We start from the raw sequence: 19,310 nt of genomic DNA, 5'->3' as shown, positions 1-19,310 counted from the left end.
CCGGCTCAAGACCTTGCCCCAAGCCGTTGGTCGGCTTGGGGTTCGGCGCCCCTAGGAGCCCGTCGATGCGTTTCAGGCCCCTGCCGGATATTCCCATCCAGGTCGGCGACGCCCTGCCCTTCACCGTGTTCGACCGCACGGGGAAGGCGCTGCTGGTGAAGGGCAACGTCATCGACAGTGACCTCATGCTGGTGCGCCTGCAGGAGCGCGGCATGGTCGAGGATGGCGTGGGCAGCCTGCGGCAGGAGGTGGGGCGTCCCGACGAGCCGCGCGCCCGCATCGTCGAGGAGCGCCAGACCGTCCGCCTGCGCGATGCGCAGGAGGAACTCACCCTGATCCACCGCGACCTGCAGGCCGGCACGGCGCAGGACGCCACGGCGCGCGTCTCGGCCTTGGCCGTTCAACTGCGCGACGCCTACGAGCAGGACCCGGACCAGGCCATGGGCCTGCTGCAGCTCGAAGCGACCGACCACCGTCTCTCGCGGCGGCTGATGCATGCCGCCGTGCTGACCCAGGTGCTGGCGCTGCCGAGCGGCCTGCCCGCCGACCACCGCCTGAGCCTGATGTGCGCCGCGCTCACCTTCGACGTGGCCCTCGCACCGATGAGCGAGCAGCTCGCGGCGCAGACCACGCCCCTCTCGGAAGCACAGTGGCGCGCGATCCAGAGCCACACGCTGGAGAGCGTCGACCTGCTGCAGCGCTGCGGCGTCAACGATCCGATCTGGCTGGAGGCCGTGCGCGACCACCACGAGCGCGTCGATGGCACGGGCTACCCGCGCGGGCTGCGCGGCGAGACGGTCTCGATCGAAGCACGCATCCTCGGCATCGTCGACATCTACAGCGCGATGATCCGGCCGCGCGCCTACCGCGACGCCCAGCCCTCGCGCGTGGCCTTGCGCGACATCTTCCTCGAGCGCGGCCAGCGCATCGACGAGCGCCTGGCGATGATGTTCATCAAGGAGTTGGGCGTGTACCCGCCGGGCACGATGGTGAAGCTGGCCAATGGCGAGATCGCCGTCGCGGTCCGCCGCACCACCGATGGCGCGCATCCGCAGCTGCGCTGCGTGATCGGCAGGGACGGCGCACCGCTCGCGTATCCGCAGATCCGCGACAGCCGCAACCCGGAAACGGCGATCAGCGAGATCGTCTCGGCCTCGCAGTACCGCTCCGGCTTGGGTAGCCTCAACGTCCTCTGGGCACGCGGCGCGACCGCCGGATAAGGACGACGATGGACATGACGGTGTGGCTGTACGTGCTTGCGGGCGCGTTGATCGTGATCGGGCTGCTGGGCACCTTTCTGCCGGCCCTGCCCGGCATGCCGCTGATCTTCGGCGGCATGCTGCTCGCCGCGTGGGTCGGTGATTTCCAGATCATCGGCGGCTGGGTGCTGCTGGTGCTTGGCCTGATGTCGCTGTTCGCACTGGGCATCGACTTCCTCGCCTCGACCCTCGGCGTCAAGAAGGTCGGCGCCTCGAACAAAGCGGCGATCGGCGCGGCCCTCGGCACGATCGCCGGCCTGCCCTTCGCGATCCCCGGCCTGCTGATCGGCCCCTTCGTCGGTGCCGTGGCCGGCGAACTGATCCACCGCCAGGCCTACGACCGCGCCAACGTGGGCGAAGCCGCGAAGATCGGCCTCGCTACGTGGCTGGCGATGGCCATCGGCGCCGCGCTGAAGCTGGCGGTGGCGTTCACCATGCTCGGCATCTTCGCGCTGGCGATCTGGCTGTAATCGCAGGCCGTTGGGGCGCGGCGAGCGCCGCGCCTCCCCAGCGTTCGCGCCGACTCACAGTTCGCGCAGGGTCACCGAGGGCGGGGCATCGAGGATGCGTCGCGTGGCCCACAGGCCGGCCAGCAACGCCACGACCACGCCGACCAGCGCACCGGTCGCGGCAAGGCGCGGGTCGGGCGTCCACGGCAGCTCCAGCACCTGCAGCGCGATGACCCCGGCGAGCACCGTCGAGGCGATGGCGGCGACCAAGCCGGAGATCAAGCCCAGCGCGGCGAACTCGCCGGCTTGGGCCAGACGCAATTGGCGCCGACTGCCGCCCAGCACACGCATCACTGCGCCCTCGCGCAGGCGTTCGTCCTGGCTGGCGCCAACGGCAGCGAGCAGCACCAGCGCGCCCGCGAGCAGGGCGACAAGGAAGACGGCTTCGACCACGGTCGACACCTGGTCGACCGTGCTGCGCACCTGCTTGAGGATGGCGTCGACGTCGATCACCGAGAGGTTCGCGAACCGATCCAGCAGCGAACGCGTGAAGCCGTCGCGGCCCGGCGGCAGGTGGATCGCGGTGATGGCACTGCCCTGCAGGCCTTCCAGCGCGCCGGGCGAGACCAGCACGAAGAAGTTCGGCCGCACGCTCTCCCATTTCACCTCGCGGATCGACGTGACCTCGCCTTCGAGACGCGTGCCGGCGATGTCGAACACGACGCGGTCACCGAGCGTCCAGCCCAGCGACTGCGCGAGGCCCTGCTCCACCGAGAATTCGGTGGGCGCATCGGCGGCCATCGACGCGTCCCAGAACTGCCCTTCGAGGATGGTGTTGCTGTCGTCGAGCGTATCAGCGGTGCTGAGGTTGAATTCGCGCTCGGCGAGGCGGCGGGCTCGCCCATTGCCCTCCGGGAGGGCCTGCGCGTTCATCGGCGCGCCGTTCTTCTCGATCCACCGGCCGCGGATCATCGGGAAGATCTCCGGGTTCGTGATGCCCTCGCTTTCGAGGAACGCACGCAACGGTTCGATCTGCGCGGGCTGCACGTTGACGATGAAGCGGTTCGGCGCGTCGGCCGGCAGGGCCTCGCGCCAGCGCTCGAGCAGATCGGTGCGCACGAACACCAGCAGCAGAAGGGCCATCAGCCCGAGCCCGAGGGCGCTGACCTGCGCCACCGTGGTGCCGGCACGGCGGCTGATGTTGGCGAGACCATAGCGCCAAGGCCCGCGCAGGCGCGGCCGCAGCAGATCGACACCACGCACCAGCGCGTAGCCGAGTGCGGCGAGGATGGCGAACGTGATGACCAGGCCGCCAAGCATGGCACCAGCCAGCTCCGGCGACTTCGCCTGCCACCAGAGCAGCGCGCCGAAACCTCCCAAGGCCACCGCGGTCAGCGCCAGCGCGCTCGGCGAGCGAACGTCGAGATCGCGTCGCAGCACGCGCAATGCCGGAACGCCGCGCAGCGCCAACACCGGCGGCACGGCGAAGGCCAGCAGCACGACGAGGCCGACGGCGTAACCGCTGAGAACCGGCACGAGGCTGGCGGAGGGCACGGCGATGCCGAGCGCGCTACCCAGCCACTCGCCGATCGCGAAGGACAGCGCCCAGGCCAAGGCCACGCCGAGCGTGCTGCCGAGCAGCCCCAGCAGCATCAGGGCGCCCACCTGCACGATCACGATGGTGCGCTGACTGGTCCCGAGGCAGCGCATCACCGCGCACGCATCAAGGTGGCGCGCGCTGTGACGGCGCGCGGCCATGGCCACGGCGATCGCGGCGAGGATCACCGAGACGAGAGTCGCGAGACCGAGGAAGCGTCCGGCGCGGTCCAGCGCGCGGCGCACCTCCGGCCGCCCTTCGGAGGCGGTCTCCAGTCGCTGTCCGCGGCCGAGCGCATCGCGCGCCTCGGCGCTGAAGGCCTCGACGGCGTCCGGGGTTCCCGCCACGACGAGCCGGTAGGCGATGCGGCTGCCGGGCTGCACGAGGCCGGTGGCCGGCAGGTCGTCGAGGTTCATGACGACCTTGGGCGCGACGTTGAAGTAGTCGAGCGCGCCGTCGGGCTCCTGCTCGATCAGCGCCGCGAGCCGCAACGTCGACTCGCCGAGGGTGATGGGGTCGCCGAGCTTCGCACCGAGGGTGTTCGCCCCGGCGCGCGTCATCCAGACGACGCCAGCCGGCGGGCCTTCGGCCAGCTCGCGGCGGCCGGCGTCGTCACTGATGACGAAGCTGCCGCGCAGCGGGAACTCGCGGCCCACCGCGCGCAGTTCGCCCAGCCGGAAGCGGTCGGCCACACGCAACATGCTGGGGAATTCGACGGTGTCGACAGCCTTCAGGCCCGGGCGATCGGCCAGCGCGCGCAGTTCGGGCGCCAGTGGCGCATCAGCACGCAGCACGGCATCGCCACCCAGCAGGCGATTGGCCTCGAGGGCCAACGCACGCTCGGCGCGGTCGGTGAGGAAGCTGATGGTGGTGACCGAGGCAACCGCGAGAGCGAGGGCGGCGATCAACAGGCGCACTTCGCCGGCCGCGAGATCGCGCAGGGCCTGTCGCCACGCCAGCCGCCATGGGCTTCCCGCACGCGCCGCCGCGGTGCTCACGCCTGCACCCGCCCACCCGCAAGCCGGAGTTGGCGGCTGCAACGCGCGGCGAGGCGCTCGTCGTGCGTCACCAGCACGAGGGTGGTGCCCGCTTCGGCATTCAGGCGGAACAGCAGCTCGATGACCTGCTGGCCGGTGGTGGTGTCGAGGTTGCCCGTGGGTTCGTCAGCGAACAGCAGGGCCGGCCGGGTGACGAAGGCGCGGGCGATGGCCACGCGCTGCTGCTCGCCGCCGGAGAGCTGGCGCGGGTAGTGGGTCATGCGCTCGGCCAGGCCCACCTGCTCCAGCACCTTGCGGGCCGGGGCTTCGGCGTCGCGATCGCCGCGCAGTTCCAGCGGCAGCATCACGTTCTCCAGCGCCGTCAGTGCCGGTAGCAGCTGGAAGTTCTGGAAAACGAAACCGACTTTCTCGGCACGCAGCGCGGCGCGGCCGTCCTCGTCGAGCGCGCCAAGGTCGGCGCCACCGAGGCGAACCCGGCCGGTGCTGGCGACATCGAGGCCGGCCAGCAGCGACAGCAGGGTGCTCTTGCCTGAACCGGAGGCCCCGACGATGGCGAACGCTTCACCCGCCGCGATGCTAAAACCGACATCGGCGAGAATGGTGAGCGGGCCCGAAGGCAGGGCGACCTGCTTGCCCAAACCCTCCACGTGCAACAGCGGCGTCGTCGACGCGGTCAGGTCAGGATTGAGAAGGGCGGTCATCGGAATGCGTTCATCCAGCAAAGTTCAGGGCGCACTGTGCGTGCAACAGGCTCTACAGGGCGTCATGGTGCTGCGCGCAATGGTGCTTGGCATGGGCCTTTCGGCAGGGCTCGCCGCCTGCGGGCAGACCGACGACGGCGGAATGCCCCAGACGCCCCCGCCGGCCGCCGCCGCGTTGGCCGCAGCACCCGCGCCTGCGGCCGGCAGCACGCAAGGCCAGGTCGCCCCGACGGAGGCGCGCACCGTGCTGGTCATGGGCGATTCGCTCTCCGCCGCCTACAACCTCGCGGCGGAACAGGGCTGGGTAGCGCTGCTCGACACGCGGTTGCGCACCGAGGCGCCGGGCTTCCGCATGGTGAATGCCTCGATCAGCGGCGAGACGACCGCCGGAGGCGCCTCGCGCATCGACGCCGCGCTGGCCGAGCATCGGCCCACCCTCGTAGTGATCGAACTCGGCGCCAACGACGGGCTGCGCGGCCTGCCGCTGGAGGAATCCCGCGCGAACCTCGAGCGCATGGTGCGGGCCTCGAAGGCCGCCGGCGCCGAAGTGCTGGTGGTGGGCATGCGGCTGCCACCGAACTACGGCCCGGACTACACCGAAGGCTTCTTCGGGATGTTCGGCCAGATCGCGCAGGCGGAAGGCGTGGCCCACCTGCCCTTCCTTCTCGAGCCGATCGCCTTCGACGAGGCGGCATTCCAAGGGGATCGCCTGCATCCGACCGCCGAAGCGCAGCCGGTGCTGGCCGACCACGTGTGGGCCGCCCTCGGGCCGATGCTCGCCGACTAACGCCCGGCCGCAGGCGCTCGCCGCGGCAGTGAATACGTATGCGGCTCTGGGCTTCCGGGGCGTAACGGGCTAGCGTTCCCGGACTTCGGTTCGGGGGAAACGAATGGGCGCCGGCGCCATCCAGTGGGGGATTTTCATCGGCCTGACGGCCGCCATCGCGTTGCTCACCTGGTGGCGCTGCCGGCAGGAGGTGCCCTCCGCTGACGCCTCCAAGGAGGTCTTCCTCGCCGGCGGCACGCTCACCTGGCCCTTCATCGCCGGCTCGCTGCTGCTCACCAACATCAGCGCCGAGCAGATCGTCGGCATGAACGGCACGCAGGTGATGCTGACGGCCTGGTGGGAGATCGGCGCGGCGGTGGGCCTCGTGATCCTCGCCCATGTGCTGTTGCCGATGTACTACCGCCACGGCTGCACCACCACGACCGAGCTGCTCGAAAAGCGCCTCGGCGACGCCAGCATCCGCACCGCCGTGTCGATCCTCTTCCTGCTCGGCTATCTCTTCATCCTGCTGCCCGTGGTCCTGTACACCGGCGCGGTGTTCCTGAAGTCGATGTTCGCGCTGGAGGCGTCGATCCTCACCATCGCGATCGTGTACGCGCTGGCCGGCCTCGCCTACGCGGCCTTCGGCGGCCTGCGCGCCATCGCCATTTCCGACACCTACAACGGCGTGATGCTGGGCGCCATGGGGCTGTTGGTGACCTTCTTCGCCTTCAAGGCCATCGACTTCGATCTCTCCGGCATCCCCGCGGAGCGCCTCACGCTGATCGGCGGGCCGGAATCCGACATCCCGTGGACGACCCTGCTCACCGGCATGGTGTTCATCCACCTGTTCTACTGGGGCACGAACATGGTGATCGCGCAGCGCGCGCTCGCCGCGCCAAACCTCCGCGAGGCGCAAAAGGGCATCTATGCGGCGGCGGCGATCAAGCTGCTGATGCCGCTGATCGTCGTGGTGCCGGGCGTCATCGCCTACAAGCTCTACGGCGACATCGGCGACGTCACCTACGGCCGCCTCGTCGCCGACGTGCTGCCGCCGTGGCTGGCCGGCGGCTTCGCCGCGATGATCTTCGGCGCCGTGCTGTCGAGCTTCAATTCCTGCCTGAACTCCGCCGCGGCGCTGTACGCGATGGACCTGCACGTGAAGTACGTGAATCCTCAGGCCGATCTGAAGCGCATCGGCCAACGCGTGGCCATCGCCTTCACGATCGGCGGCGTCGCGCTCGTGCCCCTGTACCAGAACGCCGAGAGCATCGTCGCGACGATGCAGAAGATGAACGGGCTGTACTCGATGCCCGTGCTCGCCGCCTTCCTCGTTGCCGTCGTCGGTCGGCGCGTCTTGTCGATCGCGCTGCGCGCCGGGCTGCTGTTCGGCGTGGCGCTGTATGCGGTGTTCACCTTCGTCTGGCAGCCCTTCGGCCTGCACTACATCCATCTGATGGCGATCACCCTCGCCAGCACGATCGCGATGATCTACGCGCTCGACCGCGTGCTTCCGGGCTCCGCGCCGTCGGCATCCAGCGAGGGCCAGGCGGAGGCGTCCAGCGCCTCGCGGTAACCGTGCCAGGCCGCGTAGGCCAGCCACGGCATCACGATCCCGAGGCCGATGAAGGCCGTGGCGAGACCCACGGCGGTGAGCAGGGCGATCAAGCCCGCCCAGACCAGCGCGGTGGCCTTGTTTCGCAGCACCGCGTTTACGCTGGAGATGCCGGCCGTGACCATGTCGACGTCGCGGTCGGCGATCATCGGCAGCGAGAACGCCGCGATGGCGAACGTAGCCACCGCGAACACCGAGCCGAACAGCGAGCCGAGGGCGAGGAACTCCAGCAGCGAGACAAGGCTGCCGTCCTCGACCGGCACGAAGGCGTTCACCAGCATGCCGGCGCGCGACCACAGCAGCAGGATCACCATCTGCACCAAGGCGAACACGCCGGCTTGCCCGACCACGCGACGCATCAGCGCGAGGCAATCCTTGAAACGCGGCACCTCGCCGCGCTCGAGCGCGCGACTGACGGCGTAGAGCCCGACGCCGATCAGCGGCGCCACGAACACGAATCCGGACAGCAAGGCCGCCAACAGCGCGAAACGGCCGAGTTGCCAGGCCATCGCCGCCACGCCGAGGCTGACCACGACGACGATGGCGCCGAAGGCCGACGTGAGCACCGGGGCGCGGACCAGATCGCGCCAGCCCGCGGCCAGCCAGCGCAGCGGCGCGTACAACGGCAGGTCGCGACACGGCACCACGAAGGGTGCAGGGGTGGTCTCATTCATGCGCGGAGCCCGGCGAACTCGGGGTGGCGGCGCATCCATGCATCGACGTAGGGGCAAAGCGGCTCGACGCGCAGGCCTTCGGCCCTCGCCCACTCGAGCGCTGCCCGCGTCAGCGCGCCGGCCACGCCACGGCCTTCGATGGCGCGATCGACCACCACCGAGGGAATCAGAAGCACCGGCACGCCTGCACTTTCGCGGCGCCGATAGTGGAGCTCGCCGCGATGCCCATCGAGACGGGCTTCGAAGCGAGCCTCGACGTCCCGGTGGACGATGTCCGGCGACGCAGCCATCGGCGCCTCAATACTCGACCGAAACCGACATCAGTCGCAGCCGGCCGGGAAACCCGCCCTGCCCGCCACCGAGACGCTGTGCTTCGACGTACCACCATGCCCCGTCGCTCCAGCCGTTGCCCGGCAGGAGCGTCACCGACGACGTCAACAAGGTGCTGGTGTTCTCCGGCGCCGCTCGCGTGGCCGTGGCGCGGGCCCCGTAGGTCTCGAAGCTGTTGCCGCTGTTGAAGGTCATCGGCGTCACGTTGAAGCCCAGGGTGCCGCTCTCGTCCGACACAACCTGGTAGGCGTACGTCACGCGAACCCGCCCACCGGCGTAGTCCTTCGGCTTGCGCAGGGTGAACGTGACCGTGCCGTTGGCCCCCAGCCAGTCGAGCCCGCGCGCATGCATCGCAAACGCCGATTCCGGGCTGCGCGACAGCGCATTCGCCGGAAGGCTGATCTGGTGGGTGTAGCGCGCGAGGCCCGGAGCGATCGCCGCGGCCGCGGGGCGGGCACCGGACACGGTCGCCATCGATGAAACGGAAACGATGGCCAGGACCATCGCCACGACAACGCGTGTGAAAGAGGGGGATGTCCTGACCATGTCGGCACTCCGGGGGAAGGCTGCGACACCGCAGCCCGGCTATTGAACACCGATCCTCGCGCTTATGCTGCCGGCCTGCCCTGAACCCTGCCGTCCATGCCGCCACGCCGTCGCGCCGCCCCGCTCGTCCTCGCCCTCGCCGCGCTCGGCATGGCGCTGTGCAGCCTGCCCCATGCCCTCGGGGCGTGGCCGCACTTCCGCGAGGGGTTGGTGGCGCTTGGGGCGGACCCGTACCTCATCGGCGCCATCGGCAGCGCTTGGGCGTTCGGCACGGTGATGATGCTGGCCAGTGGCGCCATCGTCGGCGCGCAGGCTTGGCGGGCGTGGCGCGACCAGCCGCTGCATGGAGCGACCCTGCTGCCCCTCGGCCTCGCTTGGGCCGGCTACGGCCTCGCGGCCTACGCGCTACGCGACTTCAACACCCACTACCTCGCCTTCGTGGCCTGCGGCGCGGCCTTACTCGTCGCGCTCGCCCTGCCGCGGGTCCGCTGAGGGGCTCTGCGCCATCAGGTCGATCTGCAGCAGGCGCGCCGACACCTCGTGGTCGTCGAGCGAGCCCTGCCGCTGCAGCCAGAGCACGCGATGGCGCTGCTGCTCCGGGCTTTCGTCCGGGCTGAGGTAGTCGAAGCGGTCGCGCAGCTGGGCCGCACGACGCCGGTCGATCTCGGCCAGGATGGCGGCCGCGGAGGCGTCGTCGATCACCAGAACGTTCGCGCGCGGCGACGCCACGACGACGAAGCGGCGGATGCGCATCGCGTACCAGACGAGACAGCCGGCACCGAGCGGCAGCCAGATCGACAGCCCCAACACCTGCGTCTTCGCCCAGTCCATCGATGTGAGCACCGCGCCAAGCACGACCCAGATCGCGCCGACGTTGCGCCACCAGGTGTTGCGCTCGACGAAACGCTCGCGCTCCACGGAGAGCTCCGCGTATTCGATCGTCCAGGTGCGCGAGGCGTTGCCGTCGTCCAAGCCGTAGCGCAGCGACTCCTCGCCGAAATCGAAGAACGTCTTCGCACCCGCGCGCTTCTGTTCCAGCCGCAGGGCTTCGGGCTTCGGGGGTTCGGGCTGGCGCACCAGGGGCGTGTTCACGGCGGTTCCTCGATTCGACCCTCCGCCAGGGAACCCGGCGGCGGGCGCGCAGTTTAGCGCCCTTGAACCACCGCCCGCACCGCGGCCAGCGCCTCACGCAACTCGCGCTGCCCCGCCCGCGACAGCGCGGGCGTCACATCGGCCGCCGCCAAGGGCCCCACCCAGGCGAAGGCCACGCGGTTGCTCTGCCGCGCCTCCTCGATCACCGCCACGTTCGCGGCGCCGAAAGCCACCTGCAGCCGGTGCCGATGCTCGGCGTGGGCGGTGTCGTACAGGTTGAACGCGGCCACGCCGCCGGGGCGCAGGGCGGCGCGGCAGTCGTTGTAGAAGCGCTGGGTCGACAGCGCGGCCGGGATGCCGCTGGTGTCGTAACCATCGACGAGCAGAAGGTCGATCGACGCCGGCTGCGTCTTGAGCCACTCGGCGGCGTCGGCTTCGACCACGCGGAAACGTGTGTCGTCGTCAGGGATGCGGAACCGGCGACGCAGGGCGATGACCGCCGGGTTGATTTCGATGGCCTCGAGCGTCGCGGCCGGCAGGTGGCGGTGCAGGAACTTCGCCTGCGAGCCGCCCCCCAGCCCGACCATCGCGATGCGCCCGGGCGCCGGCACCAGGGCCAGCGCGCCGAGCATCGTCCGCGTGTAGTCGACGACGAGGCGATCGGGGGCCCAGCGCGACATGCGGCTCTGGGCGGTGCCCTCGGCGAAGCGCAGCTCCCGCGTGCGCCAGCCTTGCAAGATGAACGGGGCGCCGGGCTTCTCAGCCACGCTGCAGCAGCACGACGCCCTTGCCGTCGACCTGGTTGAACAGCAGGCGGAAGGTGAGGCTGGTGGCCTGCGGCTTCTCGCGGCCGCCCTCGCAGCTCATGCCGGCGGCTTCCTTCGCGTCCTTGGTGCGGAAGGTGCAGACGACGGCCGGCTCGAAGCGCCAGCTCGACAGCGCCGCCACCGAGACATCGACGAACTGCTTGCTCAGTTCCGTCACGGCCGGGCACTCCGGTTCGCGCACCAGCGGGCCGGTGTAGCTGACCGCGCCTTCCTCGTCGATGTCGACACGCATGCAAATGGCGCGCGACGGCACCTGCTGCTGCGCCAGCACCTCGGCCGGGTACTCCGGCAGGCGGTTGCCCGGCTCGTCGATCGGCAGCAGGAAGGTCTGCTTGTCGGTGAGCTGCAGGGCCCCTTCGGCGACCTCTTCGGCAAAGGCGGCGGCGGGCAGCGCGGCGAGCAGGGCAGCGGCAAGGGCAAGGCGGGTGATGCGCATCGAAGGCTCCTCCAGGGGACTCAGGGTGCGGAGCGTACCGCCTGCGGGTGACCTTCGTCGTGCGCGGCGTCGCTGTCGCGTCACGTCGCGGGAGGGGCCGGCTTGCGGTAGGCCCACATCTGCCAGAGGTTCAGGCCGTTCACACCGAGGGTGAAGACGTTCGCGAGGATGATCGGCAGGCTGTCGATCATCAGGCCGTACACCAGCCAGAGCAGCACGCCGAGGGTGAAGGTGCCGAAGGTCGAGAACGAGAGGTCGTCGACGTGCTTGCGGCGGAAGTTCCGCACCACCTGTGGCACGAAGGCGACGCTGGTGAGAAAGGCGGCGCCGAGGCCGAGAGCAGTGGGCATGTCCATGGGCGAACGATGCCCGAAGCCCCCACCCCGGCTCAATCGTCCTCGCCGCCTGCACGGCACTTGAACGCGCGGGGGCGCACGCTCCGGGACTCCGAACCCGAGGATCCCCCCATGCTCCGATGCCCCGCTCTCCTGGGCGCGATCCTCGCCCTCGGCCTGCCGCTCGCCGCGCACGCCGAAGCCGCGGCGGGGGCAATGCCCGCCGCCCTCCCCTCCGGCACCACGAACGCCCCGGTCGAGGCGCTGGACCTCGAACGCTACGCCGGGCGCTGGCACGAAGTGGCCCGATTGCCGATGTTCTTCCAGCGGAAGTGCATCGGCGACACCACGGCCACGTACACCTCGCGCGCTGACGGCAGCATCGAAGTCCGCAACGCCTGCCTTACCGACGAAGGAGTGATCGAATCGACCGGTGCCGCGCGTCGGGCCGGCGACGGCGGAGCGCTGGAAGTACGCTTCGCCCCCGGTTGGCTGGGCTGGCTGCCGATGGTCTGGGCCGACTACTGGGTGGTGGACCTCGACCCGGACTACCAATGGGCGGTGGTCGGGGGCCCTGGCCAGGGCGCGCTGTGGATCCTGGCGCGCGAAACCACGCTCGACCCCGCCCTGTTCGAGCGCATCCGGCAGCGTGCCGAGGCCCGCGGCTACCGGCTGGCCGAACTCGTGGTCGACCCCGCCCAGCGCGACCGGATGGCGGCGGAGTAAGCCACGCCGTCGAGGCCCGCGGCCTCGGCGTCGCGGGCGAGGCCGTCGATGCGGTGCACCTCGCGGTAGCCGTCGCGCGGCAGGTCGGTGTCGATGAGCCCGAGGTCGAAGGCGAGGTCGTCGCTGTAGCCGGGCAGCCGGGTCTGCCAACTCATCGGGACGGTACCGGGGGCCAGCGCATCGACAGCATCGACGATGGTCGTGGTGCAGTTCGCCGACAGCGTGTTGTAGAACGCCGGTCGTTCGGCGAGCGCATTGGTCTTCTCCAGCAGCGCCACCAGCAGCGCCCGCGCCTGCGCCGGCGTCGCCCGCAGGCGGTACAGGTGGACCGGGTCGCGTCGATGCGCCGCCCGCAAACCGATCAGGTCGCGCTCGTCGCCCAGCACCAGCATCAGTTCGTATTGCCGGAACAGGCCCGCCAGCGGGGAATAGGTTTCGCCCACTTCCTTGCGCACTTCGGCGGAAATCGCGAGGTGGCGGCCGTCGCGGAAGCCGAAGCTCACGAAGGTGTGCGCCGGACCGCGCCAATCCGCGAAGGGCTCGACGATGAACCAGGCGCTTTCCACGTCATCCAGCCGGTAGTCGCGGGCCTCCCAATGGAGATCGAAGTCCGTCGTGCTGCGGTAACGCGCGTTGCGGACGTTCGCCAGTCGAAGTTCATCGCCCGCCATCGTGGCGATCGGCATGCGGGCCTGCTCGGGCACCCAGTCGCGGTCACTCGACGGCTGCAACAGGAGCACCAACGCGCCCCATCCCAACGCGACGACGGCCATGAACACGAGCCCGGCGCGCAGCACGGGGAAGCTCGTTGGAATGGGCATGGCGCGCGTCATCGGCGGCAAGGGTACAGTGCGGCCTCCACGGGAGGACACCACGCCATGCGATCGACCCTGCTGTTCGCCGCACTCGCCCTCGCGCTCGGCACCGCCGAAGCCGCCGAGACCCAGCGCTACGTCGTGCTGACGCCGGAGGCCACCATCGGCCACCTGCACGCCACGGTCGAGGGCGACACCGTCAGCGTCGACTACGACGTCAAGGACAACGGCCGCGGCCCGACGATGAAGGAGACGCTGCGCCTCTCCGATGCCGGCCTGCCCGTCGACTGGTCGATCAGCGGCGCGACGACCTTCGGCAGCAAGGTCGACGAGCGCTTCAGCCTCGTCGATGGCAAGGCCACGTGGAAGGACGCCGTGGGCGCCGGCGAGTCGAACGCGGCTGCCGGCGCGCTGTACGTCGGGCAGAGCGGAACGCCGTGGGCACTGGGCGTGTACGCCCGCGCGCTGATGGCCGATGCCGACGGCCGCATCGCCACCCTCCCCGGCGGCGAACTGCGCCTCGAGAAGGGCGACACGCTGGAGGTGGGCAGCGGCGATGCCAAGCAGACCGTCCGGCGCGTCACGCTGTCCGGCCTCGACCTCGACCCGACGCACCTCCTGGTCGAAGCCGACGGCGACCTGTTCGCCGTGCTCGCAACCCGCGGCCTGCTGATCCGCGAAGGCTTCGAAGCCGACGCCGAGCGCCTGCGCCAGCTCACCGTCGAGCTGGGCGAACAGCGCTTCATCGCGATGCAGGCCGAGGTGGCCCATCGCTACGAGCACCCCGTCCGCATCCGCAACGTTCGCGTGTTCGATCCGAAGACCGGCACGCGTTCCGAGCCGGTGAGCGTGGTCGTCTACCGCAACCGCATCAGCGGCATCCAGCCACTCGACGCCACCGGTACCGGCCCGGAAGTCATCGTCGAGGGCGAAGGCGGCACGCTGGTGCCCGGCATGTACGAGATGCATGGCCACATCGGCCAGAACCGCACCGTGCTGAACCTCGCCGCCGGCATCACCTCGGTGCGCGACATGGGCAACGACAACGACGTCCTCGATCGCCTGATCCAGAGCATCGAATCCGGCAAGCTCGCCGGGCCGCGCATCACCCGCGCCGGCTTCATCGAGGGCCGCAGCCCGTTCAACTCCAACAACGGCTACCTCGTCAGCAGCCAGGCGCAGGCGCTCGAGGCGGTGCGCTGGTACGCCGCCCGTGGCTTCCCCCAGATCAAGCTCTACAACAGCATGAACCCGGCATGGTCGGCGGCCGCCGCCGCGGAAGCGCATCGCCTCGGGCTGCGCGTTTCGGGCCACATCCCGGCCTTCACCAACGCCGACGCGATGATCGAAGCCGGCTACGACGAGCTCACCCACATCAACCAAGTGATGCTGGGCTGGGTGCTGACGCCGGAGGAGGACACCCGCACCCTGCTCCGCCTCACCGCGCTGAAGCGCTTGGACGCGCTGGACATGCAATCGCCGCGCGTGCGCAAGACGATGGACGCGATCGTCGCGAAGAAGGTGGCCGTCGAGCCGACGCTGGCCATCCACGAGAACCTGCTGCTCAACCAAGACGGACAGGTGCCGAGCGGTCAGGCCGAATGGATCGCGAACCTGCCGATCGGCGCGCAGCGCAACGCCAAGCGGGCATGGAGCGACATGAGCGCCCCCGGCGACCGCGAGGCCTATGCCGGCGCCTACCGGAAGATCCTCGAGGGCGTTCGCGAGATGCACCAGCGCGGCGTGTTCCTGATCCCGGGCACCGACCTCGGCGGCGGCCTCGCCTTCCATCGTGAGCTGCAGCTGTTTGAACAGGTCGGCTTCACGCCGGCCGAGGCCCTGCGCCGCGCGACGATCGACATGGCCGAATACCTCGGCGAAGACCAGCAGCTCGGCAGCATCGAGCGCGGGAAGCTGGCCGACTTCTTACTCGTCCCCGGCGACCCGACCGCCTCGCTCAGCGAGCTGAAGAACGCCCGCATGGTGATGAAGGACGGCGTGGTGTATTTCCCGAGCGAGCTCTACCCGCGCTTCGGCATCCAGCCGTTCTCGACCGCTCCGACGGTGAAGGTGCCGCAGGCGACGACGCCGCCGGTCAGCGCCGCGCCTCCGAGGTGATCTCTGCCGACATCGTGCATCCGGGGCGACCAATGCATCGCCAAGTCCTACGGCGAGGGTGTGTACGACTTGTAGGCGATCTTCCATCGGCCGTCGATTCGAAGCAGCAGGAGCTGTTCATCAAGCGCTTGTGCGGGGCTGAATCGGAGGCGCAGGTGGACGGTCGCGCTGCTTCCATGCGTCATGACACGGGTGATCGTTCGCTCGACCTGATCTGCACCGGGTGCAGGAGTGCCGTTGAAGAACCGGATGTACTCGTCGAATGACCATGTGACCAGCCGCTCGCCACGCAAGCCCTCGATTCTCGCCGTCGGAAGAAAGGCTTCGCGGATCAGCCCGGGGCTTCCGGTGATGCCCGCTTCGAAGTACTTGCCAACGACTTCCCTGATCGCGGATTCATCGCGTGAATGGGCATCCGATGCGGCCTCGTCAGTCGGGATGCCTGCGGCAACGACGTTGACGAACGGCGCTCGCTCGAAGAACTCCCGACTCTCGACCACGCGACCGAGATCGGCTTGCCTCGCACCATCGATCAGCACTTCACGGTGGGCGGCCTTGATCCCGGCCCATTCCTGCTCGATGCCGGCGAACCCCTGCGCGTCGCGGTACGTCACCATCACGACGGCATTCCATGGGCCCTCGTCCGAGCCCGTGTCGAGCCACAGGTAGCTGACGAAGAGTCCCCGCTCGACGGCGATCTTGTCCATCGCGAACCAGTTGGCACGGACATAGCGCTCAAGCTGCCCCAGCTTCCCGGGAGCGGACTTCAGGTAGGTCATCGTCACGACTCGGGCGCTGGAGGCTTCGGTGGCTTCGGTCGTGGGCGCCAGGGTGCGGGACCCGGGTTCCGCGAGCGCCATCATCGGCCATGCGAGGAGCCACAACGACGCGCAAAGCACATGCTTGCGCCACAATCCTGCGATCGACGCCGATGCCCGTGCGGAAGCGGCTTTTGTTCCGATTTCTGCCGTCATGATTCCACCTCTTGGAAAGTCCCGGAACCATAGAAGCCTGCATCCGCGTTGGAAAGCGAGCCGAATTGAACACCGTCACCAAATTCCTTGAGCCATGAGCCCACGCCCCACCCTTTCGCTTGAGGCGATCTATGTCGTCGACGCCATCGCGCGGCACGGATCGTTCGCAAAGGCGGCAGCCGAGCTCCACAAAGTGCCATCGGCCCTGAGTTACACGGTCGGGCAGCTTGAGCGCGAGCTCGGCATCAAGCTGTTCGAGCGGAGCAAGCAGCAGACACGGTTGACGCCGGGAGGCAAGGACCTGCTGGAGGAAGGTCGACGGCTTCTGCAGCTGGCCGCCGCTGCGGAGCGTCGGCTTGGTCGGATCGCCACCGGCTGGGAGACGGACCTGTGCATCGTCATCGACTCGTTGCTCGGAACGCAGCGGCTCTTCCCCGCATTGGAAGACTTCTATGCGCTGGGGTCCGGCACGCGGGTGCGCGTTGCCGAGGAGTCCTTGGAGGGCTGCTGGGAAGCACTGGTCGAACATCGCGCTGACCTTGTCATCGCCGGACTGGGCGCCGGTGGCATTCCCTCCGGCGGCGGGTATGCCGTCGCCCCGCTGGGAGCCGTTGCGTTCGACTTCGCCGTCGCGCCCGGCCACCCCCTGGCGATCCAGGCCGCGGCGCTTGGTGCACCGTTGCCCGAGTCGGCCGTTCTGCCGCATCGCGCAGTGCGAGTCGCCGACAGCTCGCGTGCCCGTCCAGCGAAAACATATGGATTGCTGGCCGGCCAGGAGACACTGACGGTTGGAAGCATGGCAGCGAAGCTCGACGCGCAGCGTGCCGGCCTGGGCGTCGGCTTCCTTCCCCGCTTCCTTGCCAAGCCTGAGTTCGAGCAGGGCACGCTCCTTCGTTTGGACGTGCAGCAGCCGCGCCCGGACGCGGTATTCGCCCTAGCGTATCGCTCCAATGAACTGGGCCAGGCTGGACAGTGGTTCGCTGAGCGCGTGACGCGCGAGCCGCTGCTGGATGGATGGACCGCGCGACCGGCCTCCGCGTCCTGAGGCCTGTGGAGCGACGACCGACTCAGTCCGCCTTTGCTGCCTTCGGCGGCACCATCCGCTCATGCAGCTCGGCGGTGGCCATCAGCGCCGCCGAGCCGTACCACGGGTGGTACTCGGCGACCATTTCGCCGTTGACGATCACGGGGTCGGTTTCGGTGAGCGCTTTCGCTTCCTCGATGCTCTCGACCGCGAAGATGAACAGGCCGCGCCAGCCGGAATCGCCCGGCATGAAGGGGCCAGCCACCGCAAGCTTTCCCTCCTTGGCGAGGCGCTGGATGTTGGCCATGTGCCCGGCGAACATCGCGGTGCGCGCTTCCCCGTCCGGCATGCGGGTGGGGCCGCTCTTCAGCACCACCAGCACGTAGCGGCGCATGCCGAGTTCGTCCGCACCGTGGCGCTGGGCGAGATCGGCATCGAAGGCCGGGGCCGGGGCAGCCGCCTGCGGCGTTGTCACCGGCGCCGACGCGAACACCGACAGCGAACCGAAGGCGATCACGGCGGGAAAGAACGGGCGGATCAGGCGCATGGCGATCTCCTTCAGGCCTTCAGTGCGGCCGCGTGGTAGGCGATGTGTTCGCCGATGAAGCTGGCCACGAAGTAGTAGCTGTGGTCGTAGCCGGCACGGAGGCGCAGGTCGAGCGGGTACCCCGCCGTCTCGCAGGCGGCCTGCAGCAGTTCGGGACGCAGGCTTCGGCCGATGAACTCGTCGACGGCGCCTTGGTCGACGCGCAGCGGCAGGCGCTCGGTGGCGCGGGCGATCAGTTCGCAGGCGTCGTAGGCCTTCCACGCCTCGCGATCCGCGCCGAGGTAGGCGCCCAACGCCTCCTGCCCCCACGGCACCTGCGTCGGCGCCGAGATCGGCGCGAAGGCCGAAACGCTGCGGTAGCGGTCAGGATGGCGCAGGGCCGTCACCAGTGCGCCGTGGCCGCCCATCGAGTGCCCGCTGATCGCGCGGCGGTCGTTGGCCGGAAACGCCGATTCGACGAGCGCGGGCAGTTCCTGCGCCACGTAGGTCTGCATGCGGAAGTGCGGCGCCCACGGCGCCTGCGTGGCATCGACGTAGAAGCCGGCGCCCTGTCCGAGGTCGTAGCGGTCGGCGTCGGCCACGCCTTCGCCGCGCGGGCTGGTGTCGGGAGCGACGACGATCAGGCCGTGCTCGGCCGCGTAGCGCTGCACGCCCGCCTTGGTGATGAAGTTCTGTTCGGTGCACGTCAGGCCGGAGAGCCAGTACAGCACCGGACAGCGCCCGTGCGCGGCCTGCGGCGGCAGGTAGAGGCCAAAGCGCATCGACGTGCCGGTGGCCGTCGACTCATGCTGGTAGACGTCCTGCCAGCCGCCGAAGCAGGCGCGGTGCTCGAGGCGCTGCAGCCCGGCCGGCACGGCGAATTCGAAGGGCGCGGCGGCCGTCATGCCTTCGCCCCGTAGTGGATGACGCTGCGGATCGACTTCCCTTCGTGCATCAGGTCGAAGGCTTCGTTGATGCGCTCGAGCGGCATCGTGTGCGTGACAAACGGCGCCAGATCGATGCGGCCGGCCATCGCGTCTTCCACCATGCCGGGCAGCTGCGTGCGGCCCTTCACGCCGCCGAACGCCGTGCCGAGCCAGCGCCGACCGGTGACGAGCTGGAAGGGCCGCGTGCTGATCTCCTGCCCCGAGCCGGCGACGCCGATGATCACGCTCTGGCCCCAACCGCGGTGCGCGCATTCCAAGGCCGCGCGCATCACGTGCACGTTACCGATGCATTCGAAGCTGTGGTCCACGCCCCAGCCGGTCATCTCGACGATCACCTGCTGGATCGGCTTGTCGAAGTCCTTCGGGTTCACGCAATCGGTGGCGCCGAAGCGCTTGGCGAGCTCGAACTTCGACGGGTTGGTGTCGATGGCGATGATGCGGCCGGCTTGCGCCTGCTTCGCGCCCTGCACCACCGCGAGGCCGATGCCGCCGAGCCCGAACACGGCCACCGTGTCGCCCGGCTGCACCTTGGCGGTGTTCTTCACCGCGCCCAAG

22 protein-coding genes are annotated in these 19,310 nt (G+C 69.5%); 8 read left to right on the top strand and 14 right to left on the bottom strand.

What is annotated here, in order from left to right:
- The first annotated feature begins 65 nt into the window (after positions 1–65).
- Together ACIQ6S_RS11725 and ACIQ6S_RS11720 are read left to right on the top strand one after the other, a co-directional pair.
- Entirely contained in the window at positions 66–1,220 is a 1,155-nt protein-coding gene (locus ACIQ6S_RS11725) for an HD-GYP domain-containing protein (RefSeq protein ID WP_397608525.1), read from the top strand.
- Positions 1,221–1,234: 14 nt separating this feature from the next.
- Complete coding sequence (locus tag ACIQ6S_RS11720; RefSeq protein ID WP_397608524.1) at positions 1,235–1,729, top strand: DUF456 domain-containing protein; 495 nt, start codon at positions 1,235–1,237, stop codon at positions 1,727–1,729.
- 54 nt (positions 1,730–1,783) lie between these two features.
- Here ACIQ6S_RS11720 and ACIQ6S_RS11715 read toward each other — a convergent pair whose 3' ends face one another.
- Together ACIQ6S_RS11715 and ACIQ6S_RS11710 are read right to left on the bottom strand one after the other, a co-directional pair.
- Positions 1,784–4,303 (bottom strand): ABC transporter permease, encoded by a 2,520-nt coding sequence (locus ACIQ6S_RS11715; RefSeq protein WP_397608523.1) that lies wholly within the window; start codon positions 4,301–4,303, stop codon positions 1,784–1,786.
- Entirely contained in the window at positions 4,300–5,004 is a 705-nt protein-coding gene (locus ACIQ6S_RS11710; protein WP_397573333.1) for an ABC transporter ATP-binding protein, read from the bottom strand. The genes ACIQ6S_RS11715 and ACIQ6S_RS11710 overlap by 4 nt, the downstream gene beginning before the upstream one ends.
- 142 nt (positions 5,005–5,146) lie before the next feature.
- Between ACIQ6S_RS11710 and ACIQ6S_RS11705 the strand changes: the two genes are divergently transcribed.
- Both ACIQ6S_RS11705 and ACIQ6S_RS11700 read left to right on the top strand, forming a co-directional pair.
- On the top strand, positions 5,147–5,791 hold the full coding sequence (locus tag ACIQ6S_RS11705; RefSeq protein WP_397608522.1) for an arylesterase: 645 nt from the start codon (positions 5,147–5,149) through the stop codon (positions 5,789–5,791).
- A 103-nt stretch (positions 5,792–5,894) separates the two neighbouring features.
- A complete protein-coding gene (locus tag ACIQ6S_RS11700; RefSeq protein ID WP_397608521.1) occupies positions 5,895–7,346 on the top strand; it encodes a solute:sodium symporter family transporter in 1,452 nt (483 codons plus the stop codon).
- Here the strand turns inward: ACIQ6S_RS11700 and ACIQ6S_RS11695 are convergent.
- From ACIQ6S_RS11695 to ACIQ6S_RS11685, 3 genes are read right to left on the bottom strand one after another with little or no spacing between them, the layout of a single operon-like run.
- Positions 7,262–8,059 carry a DUF2189 domain-containing protein gene (locus tag ACIQ6S_RS11695; protein WP_397608520.1) on the bottom strand — a complete coding sequence of 266 codons (798 nt, stop codon included), beginning with the start codon at positions 8,057–8,059 and terminating at the stop codon, positions 7,262–7,264. The two genes, ACIQ6S_RS11700 and ACIQ6S_RS11695, sit on opposite strands and share 85 nt — an antisense overlap.
- Positions 8,056–8,349 (bottom strand): GNAT family N-acetyltransferase, encoded by a 294-nt coding sequence (locus ACIQ6S_RS11690; RefSeq protein WP_397608519.1) that lies wholly within the window; start codon positions 8,347–8,349, stop codon positions 8,056–8,058. Before ACIQ6S_RS11690 ends, ACIQ6S_RS11695 begins: the two co-directional genes overlap by 4 nt.
- 7 nt (positions 8,350–8,356) lie before the next feature.
- Positions 8,357–8,863 (bottom strand): hypothetical protein, encoded by a 507-nt coding sequence (locus tag ACIQ6S_RS11685; protein WP_397608518.1) that lies wholly within the window; start codon positions 8,861–8,863, stop codon positions 8,357–8,359.
- A 168-nt stretch (positions 8,864–9,031) separates the two neighbouring features.
- Here ACIQ6S_RS11685 and ACIQ6S_RS11680 point away from each other — a divergent pair, with 168 nt between their 5' ends.
- Positions 9,032–9,427, top strand: a complete 396-nt coding sequence (locus ACIQ6S_RS11680; protein WP_397608517.1) for a hypothetical protein — start codon at positions 9,032–9,034, stop codon at positions 9,425–9,427.
- Here the strand turns inward: ACIQ6S_RS11680 and ACIQ6S_RS11675 are convergent.
- From ACIQ6S_RS11675 to ACIQ6S_RS11660, 4 genes are all read right to left on the bottom strand, one after another.
- Positions 9,392–10,027, bottom strand: a complete 636-nt coding sequence (locus tag ACIQ6S_RS11675; protein ID WP_397608516.1) for a hypothetical protein — start codon at positions 10,025–10,027, stop codon at positions 9,392–9,394. The two genes, ACIQ6S_RS11680 and ACIQ6S_RS11675, sit on opposite strands and share 36 nt — an antisense overlap.
- Positions 10,028–10,080: 53 nt before the next feature.
- Positions 10,081–10,794: a fused MFS/spermidine synthase gene (locus ACIQ6S_RS11670; RefSeq protein WP_397608515.1), complete on the bottom strand. Its 714-nt coding sequence runs from the start codon at positions 10,792–10,794 to the stop codon at positions 10,081–10,083.
- Positions 10,787–11,290 carry a hypothetical protein gene (locus tag ACIQ6S_RS11665; RefSeq protein ID WP_397608514.1) on the bottom strand — a complete coding sequence of 168 codons (504 nt, stop codon included), beginning with the start codon at positions 11,288–11,290 and terminating at the stop codon, positions 10,787–10,789. Before ACIQ6S_RS11665 ends, ACIQ6S_RS11670 begins: the two co-directional genes overlap by 8 nt.
- A gap of 80 nt (positions 11,291–11,370) precedes the next feature.
- A complete protein-coding gene (locus ACIQ6S_RS11660) occupies positions 11,371–11,646 on the bottom strand; it encodes a SemiSWEET family sugar transporter (RefSeq protein WP_397608513.1) in 276 nt (91 codons plus the stop codon).
- A 111-nt stretch (positions 11,647–11,757) separates the two neighbouring features.
- Here ACIQ6S_RS11660 and ACIQ6S_RS11655 point away from each other — a divergent pair, with 111 nt between their 5' ends.
- Positions 11,758–12,351 (top strand): lipocalin family protein, encoded by a 594-nt coding sequence (locus ACIQ6S_RS11655; protein ID WP_397608512.1) that lies wholly within the window; start codon positions 11,758–11,760, stop codon positions 12,349–12,351.
- Here the strand turns inward: ACIQ6S_RS11655 and ACIQ6S_RS11650 are convergent.
- Positions 12,291–13,172, bottom strand: a complete 882-nt coding sequence (locus ACIQ6S_RS11650) for a DUF4105 domain-containing protein (RefSeq protein ID WP_397608511.1) — start codon at positions 13,170–13,172, stop codon at positions 12,291–12,293. The genes ACIQ6S_RS11655 and ACIQ6S_RS11650 overlap by 61 nt on opposite strands.
- Positions 13,173–13,229: 57 nt before the next feature.
- On the opposite strand from ACIQ6S_RS11650, the gene ACIQ6S_RS11645 reads away from it, so the two are divergent.
- Positions 13,230–15,284, top strand: a complete 2,055-nt coding sequence (locus ACIQ6S_RS11645; protein WP_397608510.1) for an amidohydrolase family protein — start codon at positions 13,230–13,232, stop codon at positions 15,282–15,284.
- 47 nt (positions 15,285–15,331) lie between these two features.
- Here ACIQ6S_RS11645 and ACIQ6S_RS11640 read toward each other — a convergent pair whose 3' ends face one another.
- Entirely contained in the window at positions 15,332–16,258 is a 927-nt protein-coding gene (locus ACIQ6S_RS11640; RefSeq protein ID WP_397608509.1) for a nuclear transport factor 2 family protein, read from the bottom strand.
- 94 nt (positions 16,259–16,352) lie between these two features.
- Between ACIQ6S_RS11640 and ACIQ6S_RS11635 the strand changes: the two genes are divergently transcribed.
- Positions 16,353–17,303 (top strand): LysR family transcriptional regulator, encoded by a 951-nt coding sequence (locus ACIQ6S_RS11635; RefSeq protein WP_397608508.1) that lies wholly within the window; start codon positions 16,353–16,355, stop codon positions 17,301–17,303.
- Between the two features lie 22 nt (positions 17,304–17,325).
- Here ACIQ6S_RS11635 and ACIQ6S_RS11630 read toward each other — a convergent pair whose 3' ends face one another.
- From ACIQ6S_RS11630 to ACIQ6S_RS11620, 3 genes are all read right to left on the bottom strand, one after another.
- A complete protein-coding gene (locus ACIQ6S_RS11630) occupies positions 17,326–17,829 on the bottom strand; it encodes a YciI family protein (protein ID WP_397608507.1) in 504 nt (167 codons plus the stop codon).
- 11 nt (positions 17,830–17,840) lie between these two features.
- Positions 17,841–18,671 (bottom strand): S-formylglutathione hydrolase, encoded by an 831-nt coding sequence (fghA, locus tag ACIQ6S_RS11625; RefSeq protein WP_397574303.1) that lies wholly within the window; start codon positions 18,669–18,671, stop codon positions 17,841–17,843.
- Between the two features lie 38 nt (positions 18,672–18,709).
- The coding region (locus tag ACIQ6S_RS11620; RefSeq protein WP_397608506.1) for a zinc-binding dehydrogenase at positions 18,710–19,310 on the bottom strand (601 nt) is incomplete at its 5' end.

Origin of the sequence: Silanimonas sp. (genome assembly GCF_044377035.1) — a bacterium.
GTDB lineage: Bacteria > Pseudomonadota > Gammaproteobacteria > Xanthomonadales > Xanthomonadaceae > Silanimonas.
This window is presented reverse-complemented; position numbering and strand designations above follow the sequence as displayed.